Genomic DNA, 23,520 nt, shown 5'->3' with positions numbered 1-23,520 from the left:
CCCGATGTGACGGTCACGACAGGGCGTCAATCACACCCACCCGTGACGGCCACCCCGGTGACCGAATATCCTGGATCGGTGAACTGGACCGTCGACGTGCCGATCGACCGCTTGCCCGAACTGCCGCCGCTGCCCGCGGCGCTGCGAACGAAGCTGGACGAGGCGCTGAGCAAGCCCGCCGCGCAGCAGCCGTCGTGGCCCGCCGACCAGGCCGCCGCGATGCGCACAGTGCTCGAGAGCGTCCCGCCGATCACGGTGGCCAGCGAGGTCGAGGACCTCCAGAACCAGCTCGCGAGCGTGGCCCGCGGCGAGGCGTTCCTCCTCCAGGGCGGTGACTGCGCGGAGACGTTCGCCGACAACACCGAGCCGCACATCAAGGGCAACATCCGCACCCTGTTGCAGATGGCCGTCGTCCTCACCTACGGCGCGTCGCTCCCGGTGGTGAAGGTCGGCCGGATCGCCGGCCAGTACGCGAAGCCGCGCTCCTCCGACACCGACTCGCTCGGCCTGCAGTCCTATCGCGGTGACATGGTCAACTCGCTGGTTGCCGACCCTGCAGTCCGCGTCCACGACCCGTCACGCCTCGTCCGCGCCTACGCGAACGCCAGCGCGGCGATGAACCTGGTCCGCGCGATCACCGCAGCGGGCGAGGCGGACCTGCACCGGGTGCACGACTGGAACCGCGAGTTCGTGTCGTCCTCGCCCGCGGGAGCGCGGTACGAGGCACTCGCCGCCGAGATCGACCGTGGTCTGCGATTCATGGACGCATGCGGTGTCGTCGACCCGAATCTCAAGGCGGCGAAGATCTTCGCCAGCCACGAGGCTCTCGTCCTCGACTACGAGCGCGCGATGCTGCGGCTCGACGAGACCGGCGACCACCCCAAGCTGTACGACCTGTCGGCGCACTTCCTCTGGATCGGTGACCGCACCCGTCAGCTGGACGGCGCGCACATCGCGTTCGCGGAGCTGGTTGCCAACCCGATCGGCCTGAAGATCGGGCCGTCGACCACCCCGGAGATGGCCGTCGAGTACGTCGAGCGCCTCGACCCGACCGGCAAGCCCGGCCGGCTGACGCTGATCTCGCGGATGGGTAACGGCAAGGTCCGCGACCTGCTGCCCGGGATCATCGAGAAGGTCCAGGCGACGGGCCACCAGGTGATCTGGCAGTGCGACCCCATGCACGGCAACACGCACGAGTCGTCCACCGGCTACAAGACCCGCCACTTCGATCGCGTCGTCGACGAGGTACAGGGCTTCTTCGAGGTGCACAACGCCCTCGGCACCCACCCGGGTGGCATCCATGTCGAGCTGACCGGCGAGAACGTCACCGAGTGCCTCGGCGGCGCGCAGGACATCTCCGACCTGGACCTGTCCGGACGCTACGAGACGGCGTGCGATCCGCGCCTGAACACCCAGCAGTCCCTCGAGCTGGCGTTCCTCGTGGCGGAGATGCTGCGCGGCTGAGCAGTGCCCAACGCCACCTCGGCCCGTCGCGGAATCCTCCGCGGCGGGCCGAGTCCCGTTGTGGGGTGACCGTGTCGGTGTCCGGCGCTACGGTCGGGGTGATCGATGAACCCACACCCACAGTGAGGCACGCATCATGAAGATCACCGAACCGCAGCTCGGCGCACCGTGCTGGGCGGAACTGGGCACCACCGACATCAAGGCGGCCGAGTCGTTCTACGGCTCCCTGCTCGGCTGGGCGCCGGAGGAGAATCCGCATCCCAAGGCAGGTGGGTACACCCAGCTGCTGCTGGACGGCGATCCGGTCGCCGCGGTGAGCCCGCTGTACCAACCCGGTCAGCCGGTGTCGTGGACGGTGTCGATCGCCGTCGCGGACACCGACGCGACCGTCGCAGCCGTGACGGCGGCCGGAGGATCGGTCCTCGCGGAACCGATGGACGTGTTCGACCTCGGCCGGTTCGCGGTCGTCGCGGATCCCACCGGTGCCGTCTTCACACTGTGGCAGGCGCGGAAGTTCACCGGCGCCGCCCGGCTGAACGAGCTGGGAACCCTGTGCTGGATCGAGCTGCGCACCCGGGACACCGCCGCCGCACAGAAGTTCTACACCGAGGTGTTCGGCTGGACCGTGACGGCGGGCGAGGGATACACCCAGTTCGGGCTGGGCGGTTCCGATTTCGGGGGCATGATGCCGATGGGTCCGGACTTCCCGGAGGGTATTCCGCCGCACTGGGCGCTGTACTTCGGGGTCGAGGACGTGGACGCCTCGGCCGCGCAGGCGACCGAACTCGGCGGGCTCGTACATGTTCCGGGCACCGACATCCCGGGCACCGGACGCTTCGCAATCCTGACGGACCCGCAGGGCGGTGCGTTCGCGCTGTACCAGGAGACGAAGGGCTGACCTCAGCTGCCGGCGTCCCAGAACGGGTACACGAAGTGGCTCGGGCTGTTCACCATGCCATTGCCGACGATGCTCGGAAAGTTGAACGGTAGGCTCGTCAGCTTGTGCGGGTTTCCGTCGCGGTCTGCCTGCCAGCACGCGAACGTCGTACCGTGGAACGACTGGCAGACGATGCGGGTGCTGGTTCCGTACGGGGAGCTGAGCCGTGGACTGTTCACGAGCGGGTTCCAGTAGTCCAGATCCGTCGGGGTGAGGAAATTCTTCGTCTCGAAGGTGGACACGGGTGTCGGGTAGTCGGGAACCTGGGGCCACTCGTCGGCCGCCGCGGGCGGCGCGGACACCACGGTTGCCGCGACCAGCACGCCGAACGTGGCACCGAACAGGGACTTAAGGGTGACGCGGCGGCATGACGCGGACATCGGACCTCCTCGGTTCGTGTGACCTGTCTGTCGGGTCCGGTGACGCTCGCGTTACCCGCCTCGGCGGGCGCTCAGGGGAGTGCGGTCAGAGTGACGGTGCCGCCCGGCTCGATGCGCTCGCTGACGCCGGGGTTCTGTGCGACGACGATCGACTTGTCGGACTTGGACACCCGCCGGACCTCCACGTCCAGGCCGAGTCGTTCGAGTTCGTCGCGGGCCGATCCGACAGTGCGGCCAAGCATCGACGGCAGCTTCACCGCCGTGGACACGGTCAGGGTCACGCTCGATCCGGCGCCGACGGTGGTGCCCTGCTTGGGATCGGTGCCGACCACGTCGCCGGCGTCGACCTCGCTGTCGAAGACCTCACGGGTGTCGGACACGGTGATTCCGAGCGCGTCGAGTTCGGCGCGGGCCTGGTCCGCGGTCTTGCCGCGCAGGTCGGGCAGCTCGACGGGCGGGGACCCCTTGCTGCGCAGCACCTTCACCTCGGATCCGACGGCGAGCACGGTGCCGGGACCGGGATCGAGGGCGGCGACGGAGCCGACGGGAGCGGTGGCGCTGAAGGCTTCGCCGCCGTCGACCGGGACGAACGTTCGCGACCGCAGGTCGTCCTCGACCGTCGCGATGTCGGCGCCGCGGGTCAGGTTCGGAACGGCGGGCTTGCCCAGCGAGACGAGCAGCGCCACCGAACCGTCCCTGGGCACCCGGGATCCCGAGTCCGGGTCGGTGCCGAGGAGTGCGTCGGCCGGCGCCGTGTCGGAGTACTCGCCGCGGATCTCGGTACTCAGCCCCGCCGCTTCGACGGCAGCTGTCGCCGCGGTCCGGTCCATGCCCTCGACGGACGGCACCGAGGTGTACCGACCGGATCCGAGCCACCAGCCACCGAATCCGACCACCGCCGCCAGCAGGGCGATCACCAGCAGCCAGGTCATCATCGCCCGGCGGGACCGGCGGCGATCCGCCGCGAAATCGGGAAAGTCGTACCTGGTGTGAGCGGCGTACTCGTCGCTCGGGTTGTGCGGCAGGTCCTCGCGGTGCGTCAGCTGGGTCACGGCCTTCGTCGGCTGCGGTTCGGCGTGCGCGACTGCGGGGTGCGCCACGACCGTGGTCGGGGCGGCAGTCGAGACCGTGGGAGCCGCCGTTCCGGCCGCCTCGGTCGGTGCCGTGGACGCCGCGACCTGCATCGCCGCGCTGAGATGCTGGGCCGAACGTCGCGGTGCGGGCACCCGATAGTCGGGCAGTTGCAGTTGCCGTGCGGCGGCGACCAGTGCGGCGCTCATCTCGCCCGCGTGTGCGAACCGCTCCTCGGGGTCGCGGGCGGTCGCCTGCAGCACGATCTGGTCGAACTCGGCGGGGACCCCGGGAATCATCGAACTCGGCGCGGGGACGTCGGTGTTGATCCGCTGGTAGGCGATGGACAGCGAGGTGTCGCCGGTGAACGGCGTCCGGCCGGTGAGCGTCTCGAACAACATCAGTCCGGTCGCGTACACGTCGCTGCGGGGATCGGCGTACCCGGAGGTCACCTGCTCGGGCGACAGGTACGCGGCGGTGCCGAGGATGACGCTCGACGAGGTGACGTTCGACGCCGCGACCGCGCGAACCAGACCGAAGTCGGCGATCTTCACCTCACCGGCGTCGGAGATGAGGATGTTCTCCGGCTTGACGTCGCGGTGGACAAGCCCGGCACGGTGCGCGACCGCGAGGGCGTCGAGTACCGGGCGGACGACTGCCGTCGAGGCATGGGGTGGCATCGGTCCGCGTTCGCGCAGCAGCTCCCGCAGCGTTCCGCCGGCGACGAGCTCCATCACGAGGAACGCGTGTTCGCCGTCGACGCCCTGGTCGTGGACGGCGACGAGGCCGGGGTGGCTCAGCCGCGCGACCGCTCGTGCCTCGAACTCGAATCGGGAGAGGAACTGTGGGTCCTGCGCGAACTGCGGGTCCATCACCTTGATCGCGACGGGCCTGTCCAAGCGTAGGTCCATCCCGCGATAGACCGTGGACATGCCGCCGCGAGCGATCGGGGCGTCCACCCGATAGCGTCGCTCGAGCAGCTCGCCGATGAGCCGCTGATCGCCTGCCCCCACCCTCTCGTACCTTCTTTCGTTCGGTCCTGTGCCTCGCGACTCCCGTTTCGGGGTGTTCGCCCGGCATCGATGGTAGCCAGCGCGGTCGCCGGTCGGCCGAACCCGATACCGTAGCGGGTGTGAGTGCCATTCCGTACACCGACGACATCCTCGATCCCAGCGTCTCCATGCTGCAGCTGCCCGACGTGGCGAAGCTTCTCGGTCTGGTGGTGACCCGCGTCCACCAAATGCTCCGTGACGGCGAACTGATCGCGGTCAAGCGTGACGGCATCGTCTCCGTCCCGGAGTCGTTCTTCTCCGGCGACGAGGTCGTCCGGCTGCTCCCCGGACTGCTCGGCGTCCTGCGCGACGGCGGGTACAGCGACGCCGAGATTCTTCGCTGGCTGTTCACCGAGGACGAGACGCTCCCGGGCACACCGATCGACGCGATGCACACCGATTCCGCGCGTGAGGTCGTCCGCCGCGCTCAGGCCATGGCCTTCTGACCTGGATCGACCGCTGTCCACCGGCGTAAACTCACGTCGGTGGACAACCTTGCGGGCAAGGTCGTACTCGTCACGGGCGCAGCGCGCGGCATCGGTCGGGAGGTCGCTGGTCGCCTGCACAAACGCGGAGCGAGCCTCGTTCTCGTCGACCTCGACAGGGAGCCACTCGAGGCACTCGCTGCGGAACTCGGGAACCGGGTGGTGACCGCCGTCGCGGACGTCACAGATCTGGAGTCGACGAAGACCGCGGTCACGACCGGGGTCGACGTGTTCGGCGGCATCGACATCGTCGTCGCGAACGCGGGAATCGGCAGTTACGGCTCGGTCCTCGCGGTGGATCCGGCGGCATTCCGGCGGGTGATCGACGTCAATCTGATCGGCACGTTCCACACCGTTCGTGCCGCGCTGCCGTCCGTCGTCGAGCGCCGGGGCTACGTGCTCGTCGTGTCGTCCGCGGCGGCGTATGCTCCCGCCCCGGGCATGGCCGCCTACGACGCGTCGAAGGCAGGGGTCGAACACTTCGCGAACTCCCTGCGCCTCGAGGTCGCCCACCTGGGGGTCGACGTCGGCTCCGCGCACATGGCCTGGATCGACACCCCTCTCGTGCGGGAGGCGAAATCGGACCTCGGATCGTTCCGGACGATGCTGCAGTCGTTGCCGGGGCCACTGGGCCGGACGGTGTCCGTGCAGGACTGCGGGGAGCGGTTCGAAAAGGGCATTGCGCGGCGCGCCCGGCACATCGACGTCCCGGGCTGGGTCGGGTGGATGCGGCGGCTACGGCCCGTCCTGCAGTCACGGCTCGGCGAGCGTGAGACCAGACGGCTGGCCCCGGACCTGGTGCCGTCGATGGACTCCGAGGTCGCGGCGTTGGGCCGATCCGTCAGCGCCCGCACCCGGGCGCTCGGCGACGGTCACACCGCCGGCTGACGCACTCCCGTCAGCGCGGCGGCCACGATTGCGGCCCGGCGGCGCCTCGGCACCACCACACGCCGCTGCAGGACCGGGTACCCGTCGCGTTCGATCCGGTCGAGGATCGCCGCGTACAGCTCGAACGCCGCGGTGATCCCGGGCCGAACTCGCGGCGACAGCATTGCCAGTCCCGGTTCGGCGAGCCGGTACCAGTGCCGGTTGACGGCCACCAGGTGCGCGAGTGCGCGCTCGACCCGGCGGTCGGTGCGATCGTCGTCGCGGCACGCGCGGAGAAGGTCGGCATCCACGCCGAATGCACCGAGTTCGTCGGCGGGAAGGTAGATGCGACCGCGGTCGAGGTCCTCTCCGACGTCGCGCAGGAAGTTCGTCAGCTGGAACGCCTCACCGAGGGTCGCCGCCGCCGGTTCCGCTTCCGCGACGGGGACGACGGTCCCGAGGATCGGCAGCATCTGCAGCCCGATCGCGGCCGCGGATCCGCGCATGTACTCGCGCAGCGCTGCCATCGTCGGATAGGTGGCGCGGAAGTCGGGCGCGCCGGGCAGGTCCATCCGCATGGCCTGGAGGAACACGGCGAAGTGGTCGGGAGCGATCCGGTACCGCGTGATGGTGTCGGCGGCCGCGCGGACCACCGGCCGGGCCTCCGCGACGGCGCCCGCCAGTGCGGATGCGAGTTCGCCCTCGATCCGGTCGAGTTCGGCGAGGCGGACGGCCGGGGGATCGGTCGAGACGTCCACGACGTCGTCGACGGTCCTGGCGAACCCGTACAGCGCGTGAACGGCGGGGCGGTCCTGCGCCGGGAGCATCCGAGTCGCGAGGTGGTAGCTCTTGCCGTGGTGTGCGGTGAGTCGCCGGCAGTGCCGATAGGCGGCGTCCAACGAGGGATCGACGGGTGCAGCGCCCACGGTGGTCACCTCAGTTGCGGGTGGCGGCGACGGTGTCGTGTGTCGCGTCCACGCCCGACGGGCGCACCGCACGCAGCCGGAGCGGGTCGACCGTGATCAGCGAGCGGCCCGCCACTACGGCCGCGAAAGTCGCGAGCAGCACGTGCGGCAGCGAGTACAGCCCGATCGAGCCGTCGGGCTGGAACACCAGCATCAGCCACGTGGACAGCCCCACCAGCACCGCGAGTGTGGTCGTGGACATGGCGAAGCCCGCGGCGACGGCGAGCGGCCAGGAGTAGTACCAGGGCAGCGCGGCGGGGGACAGCAGCACGATCACGACGAGCGCGACGAGGATGCCCAGCACAGCCTGCTTCTCGGTCTTGCGGAAGTACCACCAGATCGCGGCCAGCGCGGCCACCATCACGAGCGCGGAGATCGCCCGCGTCACCTCGAGCACCGGCCCGAGGCGCAGCCCGGTCGCCCACGACGTCGTGACGGTGACGACGTGCGCCAGGATGGTCGGAACCGACAGCCAGTTGATGATCTTCGCGGAACCCTGCAGGGCGGTCAGCCAGCCCAGCCCGACACCCGCGACCAGTGAGCAGACGGCGAACACGGCGGCGAACACGCCGAAGCCGGTACCCGCCGTTCGCGCGAACAGGAGCAGCGCCGGAGCCGGCTCCCGGCCCTGGGCGCGGGCCTTCTCGCGTTCGTGGATCATCCAGATCCACACCACGAACGGCAGCGCGATGCCCGCCATGGCCTTCACTGCGACGCCGAGGGCGATGACGGCGACACCTGCGACGTGCCTGCGCTCGAGGGCGAGGACGATACCTGCGACCATCAGGCCCACCATGAGCAGTTCGTTGTGCACACCGCCGACCAGGTGGATCAGTACCAGTGGGTTGAGGACGGCGAGCCAGAGTGCGGTCGCGGGGTCGCCGCCGAGATGGCGCGCGAGCTTCGGCAGCGACCACATCAGCAGAGCCAGCCCCGGCAGCATCGTCAGGCGCAGCAACATGGTGCCCGCGATGACGTTGTCGCCGGTGATCGTGGTGATGCCCTGTCCGAGGAGCAGGGACACGGGGCCGTACGGCGCCGTGGTGGTCGTCCACACGTTGCTGACGTTGTCGAGCAGGACCCCCGGGTTGGCGACCGGGCCGACGGCATAGGGGTCGAACCCGTCCCGCAACAGGGCGCCCTGCGCGAGATAGGAGTACGCGTCGCGACTGAACAGCGGAACGGACAGCAGCAGGGGTGCCGTCTGCGCGGCGATCACCCAACGGAGTTCCCGGACGTCGACCAGTCCGGCCCGCACGTTGCGTCCGATCCGGACCCACGCCGCGATCATCAGGAGGACGCCGATCCACACGATGACGCCCGACAGGATCAGGCCGTGTCCGAACCGCAGCCACGACAGGTACATCGACTCGAGCAGCGGATCCCGGCGGCGCACCGCCCCCGAGCCGAAGCTGCCGAAGGTGATCATGACGGCGCCGATCACGCCGAGAATCGCAGCATGGCCTGCGTCGCTGCGCAGGAACCCGCCGCGCGGGCCTGACTCTGCAGTCGGGGCTGACATCGGTTACGGATCTCCCCCCGAATCGGCATGCGGCAGCCACCGGCGTCGGAGCGGTGGAACGGTGTCGGGCACACAGTTTAGTGGGTGTCCGGTCGGACCCGGGAATTGCGCCGCTGTTGCGGAGTTCACCTGTCGTTTCGCTCCCGGTTACCGGCCTGCGATCCGGGCCGCGGCGAGCTTGCCGGACAGCAGCACCGTGGGCACGCCGACTCCCGGGGTGGTCCCGCACCCTGCCAGCACGACGTTGTCGGCCCCCGTGTCGAGGTTGCCGCGGCGGAACGGGCCGGTCTGGACGAACAGGTGCGCCGCCGCGAACGGCGAACCGTCCGCCATGCCCTGCTGCGCCCAGGTGAGCGGGGTGTCGAGAACGTCGACGCGGAAGTGCTCCGCGATGCCCGTGTAGCCGCGCGACTCCAGGAGCGTCAGCAGCTCGCGCACGTACGGCGCCCCGAGCGCAGCCCAGTCGAGCGGGGCGCTGCGCAGGTTGGGGCACGGGGCGAGCACGGAGAGCGGCTCGTGCAGCTCGCCGTGACGAACGAGTCGCAGGTTCGCATCCGTGCACGCCGGCCTGGTCAGCAGCAGTGACGGGTCGCTCATCAGCCGGCCCCGTCCGGGGCGCGCGGTGATCTCCGCGAAGGTGCGTGACCAGGCCGCGCCGAAGTCGATGGTGTGGTGACCGCTGTCCCGCCACCGCTCGGCGACCGCGACGGGAACCGTGCCGTGCGCGACGACGGCGGACGGGGAGTGCCGTACCGGCCGGCGCGGCAGGCGACGGCGGGGGAGCAGCGCGTCGGCCGATCCGAGGTCGGCGGTGACCACGACCGCGTCGCAGTCGACCACGTTGCCGTCCGCGGTCCGCACGGCGACGGCGCGGCCCCGCTCGTAGTCGATCGAGGGGACCTCCGCGCCCAGCCGGACGTGCCCGCCCGCAGCGGTCAACGCGGACGCCATCGCCTCGGCGACTCGCCGCATGCCGCCCTCGGGGAAGTACACGCCCGTCGAGGTGTCCATGTGGGCGATCGCGCCGTAGACGCCGAGTGCCCGCGACGGCGACACACCCGCGTACAGCGCCTGGAAGGTGAAGATCCGCTGAAGGCGCGGGTCGTGCACCAGACGTGCGACCTGCGGGCCCAGTCGGCCGAACCCGCGGTGCCGCACGAGCGTCCACAGGTCGCGGCGGGCGGTGCGCGAACGCACCAGGTCGACCGGCGAATCGAAGTTGGCGTCCATGAAGCTGTCGAAGTCGGCGTCGAAGATCGTCGCCAGCCAGGACCGCAGGCGGCGGTACCGGTCGCTCTCCGCGCGGCCGCACACCCGCGCGATCTCGGCGGCCATCGCGTCCTCGTCGGAATGCACGCGCAGCGCGGAGCCGTCCGCGAACCGCGCGTGGTACGACGGGTCGAGGCGGTGGATGCGCAACGGTGGCGTCACGCTGGCGGCGGTGGCCCCGACCGCGGCGAGCGCCTCGTCGACCAGCTCGGGCATCGTCAGCACGGTCGCGCCGCTGTCGATCTCGTATCCCGGGCCGCGGTGCACGCCGACCCGGCCTCCGACCGTGGCGTCCCGTTCGAGCACGGTCACCTCGCGCCCCGAACCGCGCAGGTGCAGGGCGGCGGCGAGCCCGGCGAGGCCCGCCCCGACGACGACGACCCGATCGGTCGGTGCGGGAACGGTACGGGTCATCAGGCGGTGCGCCTGCCGACCGCGACCGCCATCGCCCGCAGCTCGTCCTTCGCCGACTCGGTGGCGGCGGACGCGTCCAGCGCGCGCAATCCCGCCGCGGTGAGCTCGTCGATGCGCGACTGCACGGCGTCCACCGCGCCGAGGTCGGTGATGACCTGCCGCATCCGGTGCACCTGGTCGTCCGTCAGGTCGGCACCGATTCCGCGTCGCAGGAAGTCCGCGGTCCCGGGATCGGACGCGTCCGCGCGGGCCAGGGCCTCGGCGAACAGCACGGTGCGCTTGCCCTCTCGTAGGTCGTCACCCGACGGCTTTCCGGTGAGGGCGGGGTCGCCGAAGACACCGAGCAGGTCGTCCTGGAGTTGGAAGGCGATGCCGATGTCGGTGCCGAACTCCCGGTAGGCGGCGATCAGGGCGTCGTCGGCGCCGGCCAGGGCCGCGCCGATGTGCAGCGGTCGCTCGATGGTGTAGGCCGCGGTCTTGTACCGGTTGATCCGCAGGGCCGCGGCCACCGACTCGTCGCCCGTGACCTCGGTGCTCACATCGAGGTACTGGCCGCCGAGGACCTCGGTGCGCATCGCCGACCACACGGGTGCGATCCGCGCGTGGGCCGCCGCGTCGACCCCGGATTCGCGAACCATGTCGTCGGCCCACGCGAGCGCGAGGTCGCCCAGCAGGATCGCGACGGACTCACCGAACTTCGCGGACTCGCCCGCCCAGCCTCCGACGGTGTGCCGGTGGGCGAACTCGACGTGCAGCGTCGGGAACCCGCGCCGTGTCGCGGACGAGTCGATGATGTCGTCGTGCACGAGGGCGCACGCCTGCACCAGTTCGAGGGCCGCGCAGGCCCGCAGCACCGCGTCGGCGTCGGGACCGCTCGGGTCACCACCTGCACCCAGCCAACCCGTCCACGCGAAGGCGGGGCGCACTCGCTTGCCGCCCCGCAGCACGAACGCCTCCAGCGTCGCCGTCGCATCGGGGAACGTTCCACCGACCGCCTCGGTGAGCGGACGACGGGATTCGAAGAAGGCGCGCAGAGCCGCCTCGACGGCCGACAGCAGAGAGGTGGCCGAGCCGGGAGGGGTGGTCATGGCCGCCAGCCTAGTGGTGGCCGGTGATCGCTCCACGGGCTCGCCCCTATGATTGGACGGTGACTTTTGAAGCCGTCAGGGGGCGATCCAGCGAGGGATGGGTGACCCGGACCCCGTCGATCGTCGACCGTATCGGTGCCGCAGGCGGCAGGATTCCGTTCTCGGTCGAGTTCTCGCCGCCGCGCGACGCCGACGCCGAGGCACGCCTGTGGCGTGCCGTCCGTGAGTTCGAGCGGATGGGCCCGGCGTTCGTGTCGATGACCTACGGCGCAGGCGGATCGACCCGCGACCGGACGGTCCGCGTCACCGGCGATCTCGCCGAGGAGACGACCCTGCTTCCCGTCGCGCACCTGACAGCGGTCGGGCACAGCGTCGACGAACTGCGCGCGATGTGCGGCGCCTACGCGGACCGCGGCATCAGCAACATCCTGGTGCTGCGCGGTGACCCACCGGGCGACCCGCTCGGAGACTGGGTCAAGCACCCCGAGGGCGTCGAGTACGCCGAGGAACTGGTCCGGCTCGTGCGCGACATGGGCGACTTCCACGTCGGGGTCGCCTCGTTCCCGGAGGGCCACTACCGGGCCCCCGACCTCGACCACGACACGAAGTACCTGGTGTCGAAGCTCCGCGCGGGAGCCGAGTACTCGATCACCCAGATGTTCTTCGACGTCGACGACTACCTGCGACTGCGGGACCGGGTCGCCCGGTTCGACGCCGAGCAGGGCGCGAAGCCGATCATTCCCGAGATCATGCCGATCACCTCGCTGCGGTCCGCGCGGCGCAGCCTGGAGCTGTCGGGGTCGAAGCTGCCCGCGCGACTCGAGGAGCGGCTGACGAAAGCCGCGGGCGACGGGCCGGAGGAGAATCGGGCCGCGGTCCGCGAGGCCGGCATCGAGGTCGCCACCGAACTCGCCGAACGCCTGATCTCCGAGGGCGCACCCTGCCTGCACTTCATCACCCTGAACTTCGCGCGGGCCACCCGCGAGGTCCTCACCAACCTCGGACTCGCCAGCCACGCCGCATAGGCGCTTCGCGCTCGTGCGCGTTTTCGGGGTCTAGGGACCCGCGATCCGCGCACGAGTCGCAAGCGGCCTGCCCTTCCAGGTGATCGAGCCCGCACGGTTGCGTCGGTGGGAGTCCACGGTCAGGACGGCCAGTCCGGCCACAGCCAGCGGGTGCGTGGCCGCGTCGAGCCCGTCCCGTGTGGCGAGGCGTCGTCCCGACTCGGCTCGCCGCGCCAGCAGTCGCGACGTCACCGCGCACCCGAACGCGGCGAGTCCCCACCGGCGCGGCCGGGCGAGCGCCGGGCCGATCGTGTACCCCAGCGCGGCGACGCCGAGCACCGCAGCGGCGCCGGCCGGTGACCCGAACTGGGTCCACAGCCAACGCCCGTGGCCGTCCCGAAGCCGGGCGGCCGACGAGTACATCCGGCACGACGCCAGGTGGCCGGCGAGGGCGACCGCGGTACGCCTGCCGGACCGTCGCAGCATCCGCGCCAGTTCCAGGTCCTCGGCGACGCAGGATGCGACGGAACGGTGCCCTCCGACGGCGCGGTAGGCGGCGGCGTCGAACACCAGGAACTGGCCGCATGCCACCGCCATCGAGGGGCGGAGGCCGTGGTTCGCGACGGGCAGGGGAGCGCTCGCGAACCAGGACCAGCACAGCAGAGGCTGCAGCAGACGCTCGGCAGGCGTCACGGCGACCTGGTACGGCCACGGCGACAACAGGTCCACCCGGAGCCGGCGCAGCGCACCCGCGGCGGCGGCGAGCGCGTCCGGGGCGAGCCGGACGTCGGCGTCGAGGAAGACCAGGATGCCGTCGCGGCCGGCGGCCAGTTCCGCGAGCCTGGCGCAGGCGGTGGTCTTGCCGAGCCAGCCCGATGGGGGATCACCCGCTCGCGACTCGATCGTGAAACGGGCGTCGCCGGCGGTCGCCGCCGCGGCAGCCGCGCCGGTCGCGTCTGCGGAGTCGTCGTCGAGGACGAACACGTGCAGGTCCGGGACGTCGCGTTGCGCCCGTAGGTCGGCGATCAGCAGTGGCAGTGTGTCGGCTTCGTTCCGCGCCGGAACGCACACCGTCACCGGCTCGGTGACCGGTCGGTCCGCACGCAGTCGCGGCGCCGCGACCGCGTTCACCGCCGCGATCGCCAACCCGGCCGCCGACACCGCGACCGCGGCACCTGCGAAAGCCGTGCCGGTGAACGCCGGGGTCACACCTTGTTCTCGTTGGCGCCGTCGCTGCGCACGAACCGCGGCGAGCGGTCGCGCTGGGTGTACGCCATCACGGCCACGACCAGCGCGACACCGAGCGTGATGCCGCCGACGATGCCTGCCCAGCCGGCGAAGCCCCGCGTACTCGGATCCTGGTATCGGACCTCGGCGCGCATCGTGTTCACCTCGCCGGGCACCAGTTTCCAGGTGACGATGGAATCGCCGTCCCTGGTTCCGTTCGTCGTTGCGACCCGCGCGGGAAACGCGACGCTGACCTGGACGTCGCTGCTGTCGGGTACGGCCTTGAGATCGGCCTTCCCGTCGAGGGTGACGACGTCGCCCGCGCGCTGGAAGTTCAGCTGCACAGACGTACCCGCCTGACTCGACAGCGCACCGAGCTGCTGGACCTCACCGAAGGTGAGATCACTGAAGAACACCTGGCTGCCGACGTATCCGTCCTGCTTGTACTCCTGGACGCGGACCTTGCCGACGAGGGAGTCCGGCACGGTCAGCTCGGGGCCCTTGTCGTCCGCTCCGGTCGGCACGTTCGCGGCGACCAGCTGCCCCGACACCCGGTCGTCGGAGGAGACACCCATCGACACCTGAACCCGCAGGCAGCCGCTGAGCAGCGGCACCGCGAGCAGCAGCAACGCGGTCAGTGCGGCCACTCGAGCGCGTGGGCGTCGGACTCGGGACGGGGTGTCGGTCAGCACTCGGACATGGTGCCAGCCCGGATCCCACGCGTCACCAGCGGCACGCCGACGACACCCATGCCGACGAACCCGTACAACGCGGACCATCCGAGTTCCGGCAGGAACACCGCGTGTGCCAGCGCTGACCCGAGCCAGGTCCACAGGAACAGGGCGAGGGGAACCGCGTCGTCGAGCGGGGGAGAGGGGGGACGGGCGCGGTCCAGCCACGTCAGCGTCACGCCGATCGCGGCGGCGATCAGCAGCCAGCCGAGGTAGTTGGTCCACGGGATCGGTTCGAGCCCGGGTGGTGACGGGTGTGGTGAACACCACGTCCACTGTCCGTCCGTGACCATCTGCGGGTCCAGGTACAGGTCCCAGGCGACGATCCCGACACTCGCCAGGGCGGCGCGCGCGACCGGCCTGGCCCGGCTCACGACGTGGGTGACGGCGATCCACACCGGGTAGCTGCCCGCCGTCCACGCCAGCGGCACCAGCAGCGGCACTCCCGCGACCTCGGGTCCCAACCGGCCGTCGGCGTACGCGTAGCAGCCGAACGGGAACCCGGTCGCGGTTCCGGCGATCTCCGAGAGCAGGCCGAGCCCGGCGGTCGCCGCGAGCATGATCGCGGTCCACCGCACGCCCCGTGTCTCCCACGCGTGGGCGAGCGCGGCAGCGGCCAGGGCGAGTACCACCGCGATCGTGACGGCGTCCCGGGCGTCGCCGTTCGTGAGCGGGTAGGCGATCTGCGCGGCGACCGCGACCACCGCCGCGGCTACGGCCGGGGTCGCGTGGTTCGTTCGGAGGGCCGGAGCCGTCCGGCTCATCGGCGCAGGAGTCGCCGTAGTCTGCCGAACCGGGCGTCCGACAACGCGATCCGGGCTGCGCTTCGGCCGCTCGATCCGGACACCCCGCCGCCGGGATGGGTCGACGCGCCGGTCAGGTACAGCCCTGTCGCGTCGGGAACGCGATGCCCGGCCAGTTCGGGAAGCGGACGCCACATGAACATCTGGTCGAGTGACATCTCGACGTGCATCACGTTGCCGCCGATCAGTCCCAGCTCGGATTCGAGGTCCGCGGGCGTCTGAACCAGCCGGTGGGTGACCGATTCCGCGAAACCGGGTGCCAGTCGGTCGATCTCGCCGACGATGCGATCACCCTCGGACTCGGCGAACTCGGACCAGCGACGACCGCCGGAGAGCCGGTACGGATGCCACTGCGACCACAGTGTCGCCTGGTGCTCGCCGGGCGGGCACAGTCCGGGGTCGAGACCACTGAAGCTCATCGCGAGGACAGCGGGTGCCGGCGGGAGCTCGCCGGCGAGCGCGGCACCGTGGGCGAGGCGGAGCTGGGCGCGGTCCGAGACGAGCAACTGCAGCCCGGAGGTGACGGTGGCGTCGGCGGGAGCGCTCGGGTAGTGCGGCAGCGAGTTCGTGCCGAGGCGCACCACCATCCCGATACCCGGGCCGACGCGGATCCGCCTGCGCCAGTCGGCGATCCGCTCCGCGTCGTATCCGCCCTGTTCGAGAAGGTCGAGGGTCGTGAGGATGTGGCACCCGGCGATCACCGTGCGGGAGCGCACCTCGTGGCCGGCCTCGGTGCGCGTCACCCAGCCGTCGCCGTCGCGTCGGACCTCCGCGACGGCGTCGCCCACGCGGATCGTGCCGTGGTCGGCGGTGAGGCGTGCGGCCAGCGCCGCGGTCAGCGCGCCGCTCCCGCCGACCGCCCGCCCCGGCGGGATGGTGTGCATCAGCGCGGCGAAGCCGACCATCGGCGCCGTCCCGGGTTCGGACATCGGTGGTCCCGACTGGGCCCCGAACCACGCCAATGCGGCCTTCAGTCGCTCGTCGTCGAACCAGTCGTCGAGCAGTGCGTCACCGGACGCGAGGAACTCCCGCGACAGCGTGGACGGTCCGTCGCCGGTGTCGAGGCCCCAGAACGAGCGCACCAGGCGTCCGCCGGTGGGCGGGGCGCCGAACGCCTTCATCACGGACGCGGTGCGCGGACCCCACACCTCGACGAACCGGCGGTACGCGTCGGCGTCGCGATGGGAGCAGGCCACCGCAATGGACGCGCAGGTGGCGTCGAGGTCGCGGTGGAAGACGATGCCGGGCCGCGGGTCGCCTGGCGGAGCGGGCGCGAACGCCCACGGATCGCAGTCCAGGTAGCGCAGTCCGTGAGCGGCGAGATCGAGCTCCTCGACGATGCCGGTGTGCCGGATCATGATGTGGGCGGACGAGCCACGGTCCACGCGGTGGCCGGGGAACCGTTCCACCGTCGACACCGCACCGCCGAGTTCGGTGTCGCGTTCGAGGACCTCCACCGACCAGCCGTCGCGGGCGAGGTAACACGCCGACACGAGTGCGTTGTGGCCCGAGCCGATCACGACGGCGTCGATCACCGTGTGGCTCCGGTCGATTCCGTGGTGGACGGCCGCAGCGGCAGTTCCCGGCCGAGCACCGCGAAGGGGCGGCTGTCGCCACTGAACCGGAAGTGCCGCACGACGTCCGTGAACCCGAGCCTGCGGTACAGGCGCCAGGCACGGTTGTCCTCGTGTGGCACCTCCGGGGTGGACAGCAGGACCCGGGCCTCGGGACGGTCGGCGAGCAGCGCGGTGAGGAGCGCGGAGCCGGTGCCATGTCCCTGGGCGCGCGGGGAGACGTGGAGTTCCGTCAGTTCGAAGTAGTCGCCGAGGACGGACTCGATCGAGTTCGGGTCGGCGCCGGCGCGGCGCATGCCTTCTCGTACCTGCTGGTGCCACCACTGGTGGGGTGCACCGCGGTATCCGTAGGCGATGCCGACCAGTGGGGCGCTCGGCTGCGCCGATGCTTCGGCTCCGTCACGGGGTGGGCCGTACGCGACGATGCCACGCCAGCCCGGGCGCGTGGCGTGTTCCGTCCACATCGGGGCGCGGTGTATCTCGGTCCCCTTGGGGTAGTCCATCGCCTCGACGTAGACGGCGAGCGCTTCGCCCAGGTGGGTGCGCAGGTCGGCTGCGGACAGTTCGACCAGTCGGGGTGCGGGGGTGGTGTCGACGGGACTCACCCTCTCTCTTGACTGCGTGTCGGTGGGTGCAGTTATATTGAATAGGTCGAACAGATGTTCGATACCGGCAATCCGGTGAAGCGTGAGGGAAGCGCGCTTCGCCGGATTGCGCGGACAGACCGCGGGTCCAGGAGCATCCCACCGATCGGGAGTGGCGCGCAGGGGATGGTGCGTCGCCTCCGTCGGTTCGATCGCCAGGTCGGGCCCGGCGCAGGGAGGTGTTCGGAGAATGGCAATTCGGGTGAATCTGCTCGACCGAGCGGACGCGCTGTTGGCCGAGGCGGCCGGGGCTCGTGACCCGGCGGATCGGTTTCGGGCCGCGTATCTCGCCGCGCTGCGCGGCGCGGGTGCGGCACTGGCGGGTCGCACCGCCCGCACCGGGTCGCGGAGCGCGTGGACTCTGCTGGCCCGGGTCGAGCCGGACCTCGCGGGCTGGGCGGAGTTCTTCGCATCCCACTCCGAGACCCGCGCGGCGATCGAAGCGGGAATATCCCGCACCATCACCGTGGGTGAGGCCAACCGCTTCCACTTCGAGGTGTCGCGGTTCCTCACCGTCGTCGAGGACCGACTGCGCGAGCTCGGGGCTCCCGGGACGCTGGTCGGAGACGGTCTCGCGCGCAGGTCCGCCTAGTTCGGCGGACCTGTCCACCAGGCGATCTCCGTGTTCGGCGGAAAATCTCGGACAACTCGTACGCGGAGTAGGTGGTACGCGGTGACGTGTACTCGTATCATTGACGACAGGTAGCCGCGAACGGCGGCAACCGGTCGAATCGACCCACGATTCGACCGCCACCATTGTGATGTGCCGGGGGAGGTAACCGTGCCACTCTCCGAGCACGAGCAGCGGATGCTCGATCAGATCGAGAGCGCCCTCTACGCCGAAGACCCTAAGTTTGCATCCTCCGTGAGAGGTGGCCGCATGCGTGCGGCCTCGAGCAAGCGTCGGATGCAAGCAGGGGCCCTCTTTGTTCTGGGGCTCATCCTTCTCGTCGCGGGCATCCCGCTTGCGGCGAAGGCGGGTGCGTTTCTGATCATCAGCCTGCTCGGCTTCCTTGTGATGTTCGGAGCCGGCGTCCTGTTCCTGAGGGGATCGGGCCCGGCTGTGAAGACGGGATCGGGTGAGAACTCCGGATCCGCCACTACGGCGAGCAAGCCTTCGGGCGGCCGCAAGGGCGGTGGGTTCTCGTCCCGCATGGAAGATCGCTTCAAGAAGCGGTTCGAACAGGAGTAGCAACTCCGAGAGCCGCGACGTCAAGGCGCGACACCGTAGGTGTCGCGCCTTTGTCGTGTCGTGGTGGCGCGGGCGTGTCGTGTGCCGAGGAGTCGCGCCAGTGGGGGTGCCCCACGTCTCCCCACCTCGGTCACCCACTGTTCCCCACGCGGCGGAACCGGTGTCGTACCGCCGGTCGCCGTCGGCTGCGGTGCGCCCCGTGAACTGCGATTACGGCGGGAGCGACCATCGCCGCGGCCGTTCGGTGGCGCATGACACACGAAACTTCCCCCACTCGTCACCACTGCGGTGACCTGCGAAGTCATCTGCATCGGAGCGTTGTTCGCCGAGTGTTCGCCTTGAATGTGGGGGAAAGTGGGGTAACGTGGAGCCCAGTGGTTCGCCTTGGTGGATCACAGGGCAGTGCGTTCGTTCCCCGAAAGAACGAGAGGCTCTCGGACGGCCTGTACGGCGTCCTTCGTAGCCGCAGGGAGGTGTCGAGATGTTTCTCGGTACCTACACGCCGAAGCTCGATGACAAGGGGCGACTGACGTTGCCCGCGAAGTATCGCGACGCACTGGCGGGAGGGCTGATGGTCACGAAAGGGCAGGACCACAGCCTCGCGGTGTACCCACGCGAGGAGTTCACGGCGCTCGCTCGTCGAGCCGCCGCGGCCTCGCGGAGCAATCCGGAAGCGCGTGCCTTCGTTCGCGCTCTCGCCGCAGGTGCCGACGAGCAGCATCCCGACGCCCAGGGACGCATCACGCTCTCGTCCGACCATCGGCGCTACGCCGGGCTGACCAAGGAGTGCGTGGTCGTCGGATCGGTCGACTTCCTCGAGATCTGGGATGCCCAAGCCTGGTACGCGTACTCCGACGAGAACGAGGAAACCTACTCCCAAGCGAGATCCGAATCACTCAGCGAGATCCTGTAGCCGCTTTCGTCGAGGCGAGTGCCGCGAGGCCTCTGCCCGATACCGACCCTGACGCACTTCCCCAGCGCCAGGTCCGGTGACTCGGACAGAGACCTCGCGGCATCCGCCCCCACTTCGAACAGCAGAGATGACCGACCAGGACGTAAGGGAGTGCTCGTGGACGACTTGAACCCGCCTGGTGATTCGGATCGTGATCCCACGCCGGAGTTCGGTCACGTCCCCGTGATGCTCACTCGCGCAGACGAGTTGCTCGGTCCGGCGATCACCGCGCAGTCCGAGGACGGGACGGGCGCGGTCATGATCGACGCGACACTCGGGTTGGGTGGTCATTCGGAGCACTTCCTGCGGACCTATCCCGGACTGCGGCTGATCGGCCTCGACCGCGACCCCGCCGCCCTGGAGATCGCGGGCGGTCGGCTCGAACCCTTCGGTGACCGGGTCACGCTGGTGCACACCAGGTACGACGGCATCGAGGACGCACTCGAGATCGCCGGCTACGACCAGGTCGAGTCGGTGCACGCCATCCTCTTCGACCTCGGTGTCTCCTCGATGCAGCTGGACGAGGCCGATCGCGGATTCGCGTACTCGGTCGACGCGCCGCTCGACATGAGGATGGATCCGACGCGCGGGCAGACCGCCGCCGACATCCTGAACACCTACAGCCACGGCGAACTCGCGCGGGTGCTGAGCACCTACGGCGAGGAGCGATTCGCGGGACGGATCGCGTCGGAGGTGGTGCGCCGCAGGAAGACCGAACCGTTCACCACCAGTGCCCAGTTGGTCGAGGTGCTCTACGCGTCGATCCCGGCCGCGACGCGACGCACAGGCGGGCATCCCGCGAAGCGCACGTTCCAGGCGCTCCGCGTGGAGGTGAACGGCGAGCTCGACTCGCTGCGGGACGCGATCCCCGCCGCCCTCGACGCGCTGGCCGTCGGCGGGCGCGTCGTGTTCATGTCGTACCAGTCGTTGGAGGACCGCCTCGTCAAGCAGGAACTGACACCGCGCACGCGATCCCGCAGTCCCGAGGGATTGCCCGTCGAATTGCCCGGCATGGGGCCGGAATTCGCGATGCGCACCCGCGGTGCAGAGCAGGCCAGTGAGCAGGAGATCGAAGAGAACCCGCGGTCGGCGCCCGTCAGATTGCGCTGTGCCGAACGGATTTCGAGGAGGGCTACGGAATGACAGTTCCCGTGCAGGACCGCACTGCGACCAAGCCCGCCCGGGTCGGCCGTCGAGTTCCCGCGAAGACGGGCGATCGCTCGGTGGCCCGTTCCGGCGCCGCACAGCGTGCCTACGCCAAGCGCAACCAGCGTGCCGCGGTCAGCGAGTCCACCCCGAAGTCCGCTCGCTCGGGCTTCACCGCCCGGATCCCGTTCGTGGCGGCGGTGATCGGCCTGCTGTCCGTCGGACTGGCCGTCACCCTGCTGCTCACCACCCGCGCTGCCGAGGATTCGTACAAGCTCAGTGCTGCCAAGGCACACAACCAGGAGCTGATCGAGAAGAAGGCCGCGCTCGAGCGTGACTTCCGCGCTGCCAACTCGGCACCCGAACTGGCGCGCAAGGCTGCCGAGCTGGGCATGATCGCCGCCACCGACGTGGCACGGTTGGTCGTGGCCGACGACGGCTCCGTCACGGTGGTCGGTGAGCCGAAGCCGGCAACCGGTGCGCCCGTGGTCGCGCCCGCGCCTGCCGCGGCTGCCGCACCGAGTGCCACGGGCCCCGCCCGCGGTGCCGGTGTCACGGCGGCGGACCTGCCTCCGGTGGGGACGCGGGCGACCGCCGACCTCGCGCCGATCCCTGCTCGGGCTCCCGCGGCGGTCGCGGCTGCTCCTGCGCCTCTCCCGGCTCCCGCAGCACCTGCTCCGGAGGCCGCCACGCCGCAGGCAGCCAATTCCCAGCAACCGGCCGCGCAGGATGAACAATTGGTGCCCATGGCACGCGGAGCACAGGCATCGGCGGACACCGGCACCGGGGGTGCCGCCGACACCGGCGGTGCCCGGTGACCACAGGTCGCCCACCTCGACCCCGCCGCGAGAACCCGCGCGGCGGGGTTCGCAGTTCAGGACCGGCCCGCAAGGGCGAGCGCGGTGGCAAGGTCGCGTACGAGTTCCGGCACAAGTGGGGCCGTCGGCTGATGTTCGGTGCGCTCGCCATCGCGGTCCTGCAGCTGCTGTGGATCCAGGTCGTGCAGTCACCCCGGTTGTCCGCGGAGGCCGCGGACCAACGGTCGACGACACTGATCGAACCGGCGACCCGGGGGTCGATCACCGACCGGAACGGTAAACCGATCGCGTTCACGATGGAGGCGAAGGCCCTGACCTTCCAGCCGCAGAAGGTGCGGAAGGAACTCGAGGAGAAGGCTCGCGACGAGGGACGGGAACCGAAGGTCGACGAGCGGCTCGCGGAGATCGCGGCGTTCATCCACGACAAGCTCGGAGCGGCCGCCCCGGAGAAGGACGTGCTGGCCAAGCTCAAGAGCGACACCACGTTCGAGTACCTCGTCCGCAGCGTCGACCCGGATGTCGCGGCGACCATCGCCGAGAAGTTCCCGGACGAGGTCGGTCTCGAGCGCCAGGACATCCGCGAGTACCCGGGTGGGTCGCTCGCCGCGAACCTCATCGGTGCGACCGGGTGGAACGGGCACGGGTTGCTCGGTCTCGAGGACTCGATGGACTCGACACTCGCAGGCACCGACGGGTCGCAGACCTACGACCGCGGATCCGACGGCGCCGTCATCCCCGGCAGCTGGCGGGACAAGCAGCCGGCGGTCGACGGCTCCGGTGTCGAGCTGACCATCGACGCCGACCTGCAGTTCTACGTGCAGCAACAGGTCCAGCGGGCCAAGGACCTGTCGGGGGCGAAGAACGCGTCGGCCGTGGTGCTCGACTCGCACACCGGTGAGGTGCTCGCGATGTCCAACGACAACACCTTCGATCCGTCCATCGGCGTCGGCAAGAACGTGAACAAGGAGCTGGGCAACCTGTCGGTCAGTACACCGTTCGAACCGGGATCGGTGAACAAGATCGTCACCGCCGCGGCCGCGATCGAGTACGGGCTGACCAAACCCGACGAGGTGTTGCAAGTGCCCGGCACCATCCAGATGTCCGGGGTGTCGGTCAAGGACGCCTGGGATCACGGCGTGGTGCCGTACACGACCACCGGAGTGTTCGGGAAGTCGTCGAACGTCGGGACGCTGATGCTCGCCCAGCGGGTCGGCGAGGACCGGTACGCGGACATGCTCGACAGGTTCGGACTCGGGCAGCGCACCGAGGTCGGACTGCCGGGCGAGAGTGCGGGCAGTGTGCCCACCCGCGACCAGTGGTCCGGCGGCACCTTCGCGAACCTGCCGATCGGCCAGGGTCTGTCGATGACACTGTTGCAGATGGCGGGGATGTACCAGGCCATCGCCAACGACGGTGTGCGGATCGCTCCACGCATCGTGCGGGCGACGATCGACGCGGACGGCAACCGGACGCCGACCGAGCACCCGGAGGGCGTGCAGGTGGTCAGCGAGCAGACGGCGACCACGGTCCGGGACATGTTCCGTTCGGTCACCCAGCGCGATCCCATGGGATACCAGCAGGGGACCGGCGCCGCCGCGTCTGTCGAGGGCTACCAGGTGAGCGGCAAGACAGGAACGGCGCAGCAGGTGGATCCGGCCTGCAAGTGCTACTCGAACTCGAACTACTGGATCACGTTCGCCGGCATTGCGCCTGCCGACAACCCGAGGTTCGTCATCGGGATCATGCTGGACGCGCCGGTGCGCAGCGCGAACGGGTCGGGCGGCCAGTCCGCCGCCCCGCTGTTCCACGACATCGCCTCGTGGATTCTGCAGCGCGACCGGATTCCACTCTCGCCGGATCCCGGTCGCCCACTGGTACTGCAGGCGGACTGACACCGTCGCAGTCGTCACCGGCG

The 23,520-nt window shown here is 70.2% G+C and carries 22 protein-coding genes; 11 read left to right on the top strand and 11 right to left on the bottom strand.

Translation table 11 applies throughout. The features are described 5' to 3' along the window. Nucleotides 1–78 precede the first annotated feature (78 nt). A complete protein-coding gene (locus ACFSJG_RS12610; RefSeq protein WP_378485561.1) occupies nucleotides 79–1,464 on the top strand; it encodes a class II 3-deoxy-7-phosphoheptulonate synthase in 1,386 nt (461 codons plus the stop codon). A gap of 136 nt (nucleotides 1,465–1,600) precedes the next feature. Beyond that, a complete protein-coding gene (locus ACFSJG_RS12605) occupies nucleotides 1,601–2,362 on the top strand; it encodes a VOC family protein (protein ID WP_378485560.1) in 762 nt (253 codons plus the stop codon). A 2-nt stretch (nucleotides 2,363–2,364) separates the two neighbouring features. On the opposite strand, the gene ACFSJG_RS12600 is transcribed toward ACFSJG_RS12605, so the two are convergent. Next, nucleotides 2,365–2,781, bottom strand: coding sequence for a hypothetical protein (locus tag ACFSJG_RS12600; protein ID WP_378485559.1), 417 nt, complete (start codon nucleotides 2,779–2,781; stop codon nucleotides 2,365–2,367). A 71-nt stretch (nucleotides 2,782–2,852) separates the two neighbouring features. Further along, on the bottom strand, nucleotides 2,853–4,865 hold the full coding sequence (pknB, locus tag ACFSJG_RS12595) for a Stk1 family PASTA domain-containing Ser/Thr kinase (protein ID WP_378485558.1): 2,013 nt from the start codon (nucleotides 4,863–4,865) through the stop codon (nucleotides 2,853–2,855). 119 nt (nucleotides 4,866–4,984) lie between these two features. On the opposite strand from pknB, the gene ACFSJG_RS12590 reads away from it, so the two are divergent. Next, nucleotides 4,985–5,350: an Rv2175c family DNA-binding protein gene (locus ACFSJG_RS12590; RefSeq protein WP_378485557.1), complete on the top strand. Its 366-nt coding sequence runs from the start codon at nucleotides 4,985–4,987 to the stop codon at nucleotides 5,348–5,350. Nucleotides 5,351–5,389: 39 nt separating this feature from the next. Continuing rightward, nucleotides 5,390–6,277 carry an SDR family oxidoreductase gene (locus tag ACFSJG_RS12585; RefSeq protein ID WP_378485556.1) on the top strand — a complete coding sequence of 296 codons (888 nt, stop codon included), beginning with the start codon at nucleotides 5,390–5,392 and terminating at the stop codon, nucleotides 6,275–6,277. Here the strand turns inward: ACFSJG_RS12585 and ACFSJG_RS12580 are convergent. The 4 genes from ACFSJG_RS12580 to ACFSJG_RS12565 all read right to left on the bottom strand — a co-directional run bounded on the left by ACFSJG_RS12580 (nucleotide 6,262) and on the right by ACFSJG_RS12565 (nucleotide 11,514). Further along, a complete protein-coding gene (locus ACFSJG_RS12580) occupies nucleotides 6,262–7,182 on the bottom strand; it encodes a phytoene/squalene synthase family protein (protein WP_378485555.1) in 921 nt (306 codons plus the stop codon). The two genes, ACFSJG_RS12585 and ACFSJG_RS12580, sit on opposite strands and share 16 nt — an antisense overlap. 10 nt (nucleotides 7,183–7,192) lie before the next feature. Further along, the gene (locus tag ACFSJG_RS12575; protein WP_378485554.1) at nucleotides 7,193–8,743 is read right to left on the bottom strand and encodes an alpha-(1->6)-mannopyranosyltransferase A; all 1,551 of its coding nucleotides are present in this window, start codon (nucleotides 8,741–8,743) and stop codon (nucleotides 7,193–7,195) included. Between the two features lie 147 nt (nucleotides 8,744–8,890). Beyond that, nucleotides 8,891–10,426, bottom strand: a complete 1,536-nt coding sequence (crtI, locus tag ACFSJG_RS12570) for a phytoene desaturase family protein (RefSeq protein WP_378485553.1) — start codon at nucleotides 10,424–10,426, stop codon at nucleotides 8,891–8,893. Then, nucleotides 10,426–11,514 carry a polyprenyl synthetase family protein gene (locus ACFSJG_RS12565; protein ID WP_378485552.1) on the bottom strand — a complete coding sequence of 363 codons (1,089 nt, stop codon included), beginning with the start codon at nucleotides 11,512–11,514 and terminating at the stop codon, nucleotides 10,426–10,428. Before ACFSJG_RS12565 ends, crtI begins: the two co-directional genes overlap by 1 nt. 101 nt (nucleotides 11,515–11,615) lie before the next feature. Between ACFSJG_RS12565 and metF the strand changes: the two genes are divergently transcribed. Continuing rightward, nucleotides 11,616–12,539, top strand: coding sequence for a methylenetetrahydrofolate reductase [NAD(P)H] (gene metF / locus ACFSJG_RS12560; RefSeq protein ID WP_378485966.1), 924 nt, complete (start codon nucleotides 11,616–11,618; stop codon nucleotides 12,537–12,539). A 30-nt stretch (nucleotides 12,540–12,569) separates the two neighbouring features. Here the strand turns inward: metF and ACFSJG_RS12555 are convergent, their stop codons facing one another. Genes ACFSJG_RS12555 through ACFSJG_RS12535 form a run of 5 tightly spaced genes read right to left on the bottom strand, consistent with a single transcriptional unit; the run spans nucleotide 12,570 to nucleotide 17,458 of the window. Continuing rightward, nucleotides 12,570–13,727 (bottom strand): glycosyltransferase family 2 protein, encoded by a 1,158-nt coding sequence (locus tag ACFSJG_RS12555; protein ID WP_378485551.1) that lies wholly within the window; start codon nucleotides 13,725–13,727, stop codon nucleotides 12,570–12,572. After that, nucleotides 13,724–14,392, bottom strand: a complete 669-nt coding sequence (locus tag ACFSJG_RS12550) for an LppM family (lipo)protein (protein ID WP_378485550.1) — start codon at nucleotides 14,390–14,392, stop codon at nucleotides 13,724–13,726. Before ACFSJG_RS12550 ends, ACFSJG_RS12555 begins: the two co-directional genes overlap by 4 nt. Nucleotides 14,393–14,430: 38 nt before the next feature. Continuing rightward, nucleotides 14,431–15,240, bottom strand: a complete 810-nt coding sequence (locus tag ACFSJG_RS12545) for a carotenoid biosynthesis protein (RefSeq protein WP_378485549.1) — start codon at nucleotides 15,238–15,240, stop codon at nucleotides 14,431–14,433. Further along, a complete protein-coding gene (locus ACFSJG_RS12540; protein WP_378485548.1) occupies nucleotides 15,237–16,814 on the bottom strand; it encodes a phytoene desaturase family protein in 1,578 nt (525 codons plus the stop codon). Before ACFSJG_RS12540 ends, ACFSJG_RS12545 begins: the two co-directional genes overlap by 4 nt. After that, nucleotides 16,811–17,458: a GNAT family N-acetyltransferase gene (locus tag ACFSJG_RS12535; RefSeq protein ID WP_378485547.1), complete on the bottom strand. Its 648-nt coding sequence runs from the start codon at nucleotides 17,456–17,458 to the stop codon at nucleotides 16,811–16,813. Before ACFSJG_RS12535 ends, ACFSJG_RS12540 begins: the two co-directional genes overlap by 4 nt. 229 nt (nucleotides 17,459–17,687) lie before the next feature. On the opposite strand from ACFSJG_RS12535, the gene ACFSJG_RS12530 reads away from it, so the two are divergent. The 6 genes from ACFSJG_RS12530 to ACFSJG_RS12505 all read left to right on the top strand — a co-directional run bounded on the left by ACFSJG_RS12530 (nucleotide 17,688) and on the right by ACFSJG_RS12505 (nucleotide 23,497). Next, nucleotides 17,688–18,089 (top strand): SAV_6107 family HEPN domain-containing protein, encoded by a 402-nt coding sequence (locus ACFSJG_RS12530; RefSeq protein WP_378485546.1) that lies wholly within the window; start codon nucleotides 17,688–17,690, stop codon nucleotides 18,087–18,089. 189 nt (nucleotides 18,090–18,278) lie between these two features. Further along, nucleotides 18,279–18,689: a DUF3040 domain-containing protein gene (locus ACFSJG_RS12525; protein WP_007531178.1), complete on the top strand. Its 411-nt coding sequence runs from the start codon at nucleotides 18,279–18,281 to the stop codon at nucleotides 18,687–18,689. A gap of 481 nt (nucleotides 18,690–19,170) precedes the next feature. Continuing rightward, a complete protein-coding gene (mraZ, locus tag ACFSJG_RS12520) occupies nucleotides 19,171–19,602 on the top strand; it encodes a division/cell wall cluster transcriptional repressor MraZ (RefSeq protein ID WP_378485545.1) in 432 nt (143 codons plus the stop codon). A 225-nt stretch (nucleotides 19,603–19,827) separates the two neighbouring features. Beyond that, on the top strand, nucleotides 19,828–20,784 hold the full coding sequence (gene rsmH, locus ACFSJG_RS12515; RefSeq protein WP_378485965.1) for a 16S rRNA (cytosine(1402)-N(4))-methyltransferase RsmH: 957 nt from the start codon (nucleotides 19,828–19,830) through the stop codon (nucleotides 20,782–20,784). After that, a complete protein-coding gene (ftsL, locus tag ACFSJG_RS12510; protein WP_378485544.1) occupies nucleotides 20,781–21,605 on the top strand; it encodes a cell division protein FtsL in 825 nt (274 codons plus the stop codon). The genes rsmH and ftsL overlap by 4 nt, the downstream gene beginning before the upstream one ends. After that, entirely contained in the window at nucleotides 21,602–23,497 is a 1,896-nt protein-coding gene (locus ACFSJG_RS12505) for a peptidoglycan D,D-transpeptidase FtsI family protein (RefSeq protein WP_378485543.1), read from the top strand. The genes ftsL and ACFSJG_RS12505 overlap by 4 nt, the downstream gene beginning before the upstream one ends. Nucleotides 23,498–23,520: the final 23 nt, after the last annotated feature.

Source organism: Rhodococcus gannanensis (genome assembly GCF_042681175.1).
Classification (GTDB): Bacteria; Actinomycetota; Actinomycetes; order Mycobacteriales; family Mycobacteriaceae; genus Rhodococcus_G; species Rhodococcus_G gannanensis.
This window is presented reverse-complemented; position numbering and strand designations above follow the sequence as displayed.

What these genes read in the sequence shown, in the direction of transcription:
- rsmH (WP_378485965.1), top strand. Translation starts at nt 19,828, where the DNA reads ATGCTCACTCGCGCAGACGAGTTGCTCGGTCCGGCGATCACCGCGCAG.
- mraZ (WP_378485545.1), top strand. Translation starts at nt 19,171, where the DNA reads ATGTTTCTCGGTACCTACACGCCGAAGCTCGATGACAAGGGGCGACTG.
- ACFSJG_RS12605 (WP_378485560.1), top strand. Translation starts at nt 1,601, where the DNA reads ATGAAGATCACCGAACCGCAGCTCGGCGCACCGTGCTGGGCGGAACTG.
- ACFSJG_RS12575 (WP_378485554.1), bottom strand. Translation starts at nt 8,743, where the DNA reads ATGTCAGCCCCGACTGCAGAGTCAGGCCCGCGCGGCGGGTTCCTGCGC.
- ftsL (WP_378485544.1), top strand. Translation starts at nt 20,781, where the DNA reads ATGACAGTTCCCGTGCAGGACCGCACTGCGACCAAGCCCGCCCGGGTC.
- ACFSJG_RS12545 (WP_378485549.1), bottom strand. Translation starts at nt 15,240, where the DNA reads ATGAGCCGGACGGCTCCGGCCCTCCGAACGAACCACGCGACCCCGGCC.
- ACFSJG_RS12600 (WP_378485559.1), bottom strand. Translation starts at nt 2,781, where the DNA reads ATGTCCGCGTCATGCCGCCGCGTCACCCTTAAGTCCCTGTTCGGTGCC.
- crtI (WP_378485553.1), bottom strand. Translation starts at nt 10,426, where the DNA reads ATGACCCGTACCGTTCCCGCACCGACCGATCGGGTCGTCGTCGTCGGG.
- ACFSJG_RS12530 (WP_378485546.1), top strand. Translation starts at nt 17,688, where the DNA reads ATGGCAATTCGGGTGAATCTGCTCGACCGAGCGGACGCGCTGTTGGCC.
- ACFSJG_RS12565 (WP_378485552.1), bottom strand. Translation starts at nt 11,514, where the DNA reads ATGACCACCCCTCCCGGCTCGGCCACCTCTCTGCTGTCGGCCGTCGAG.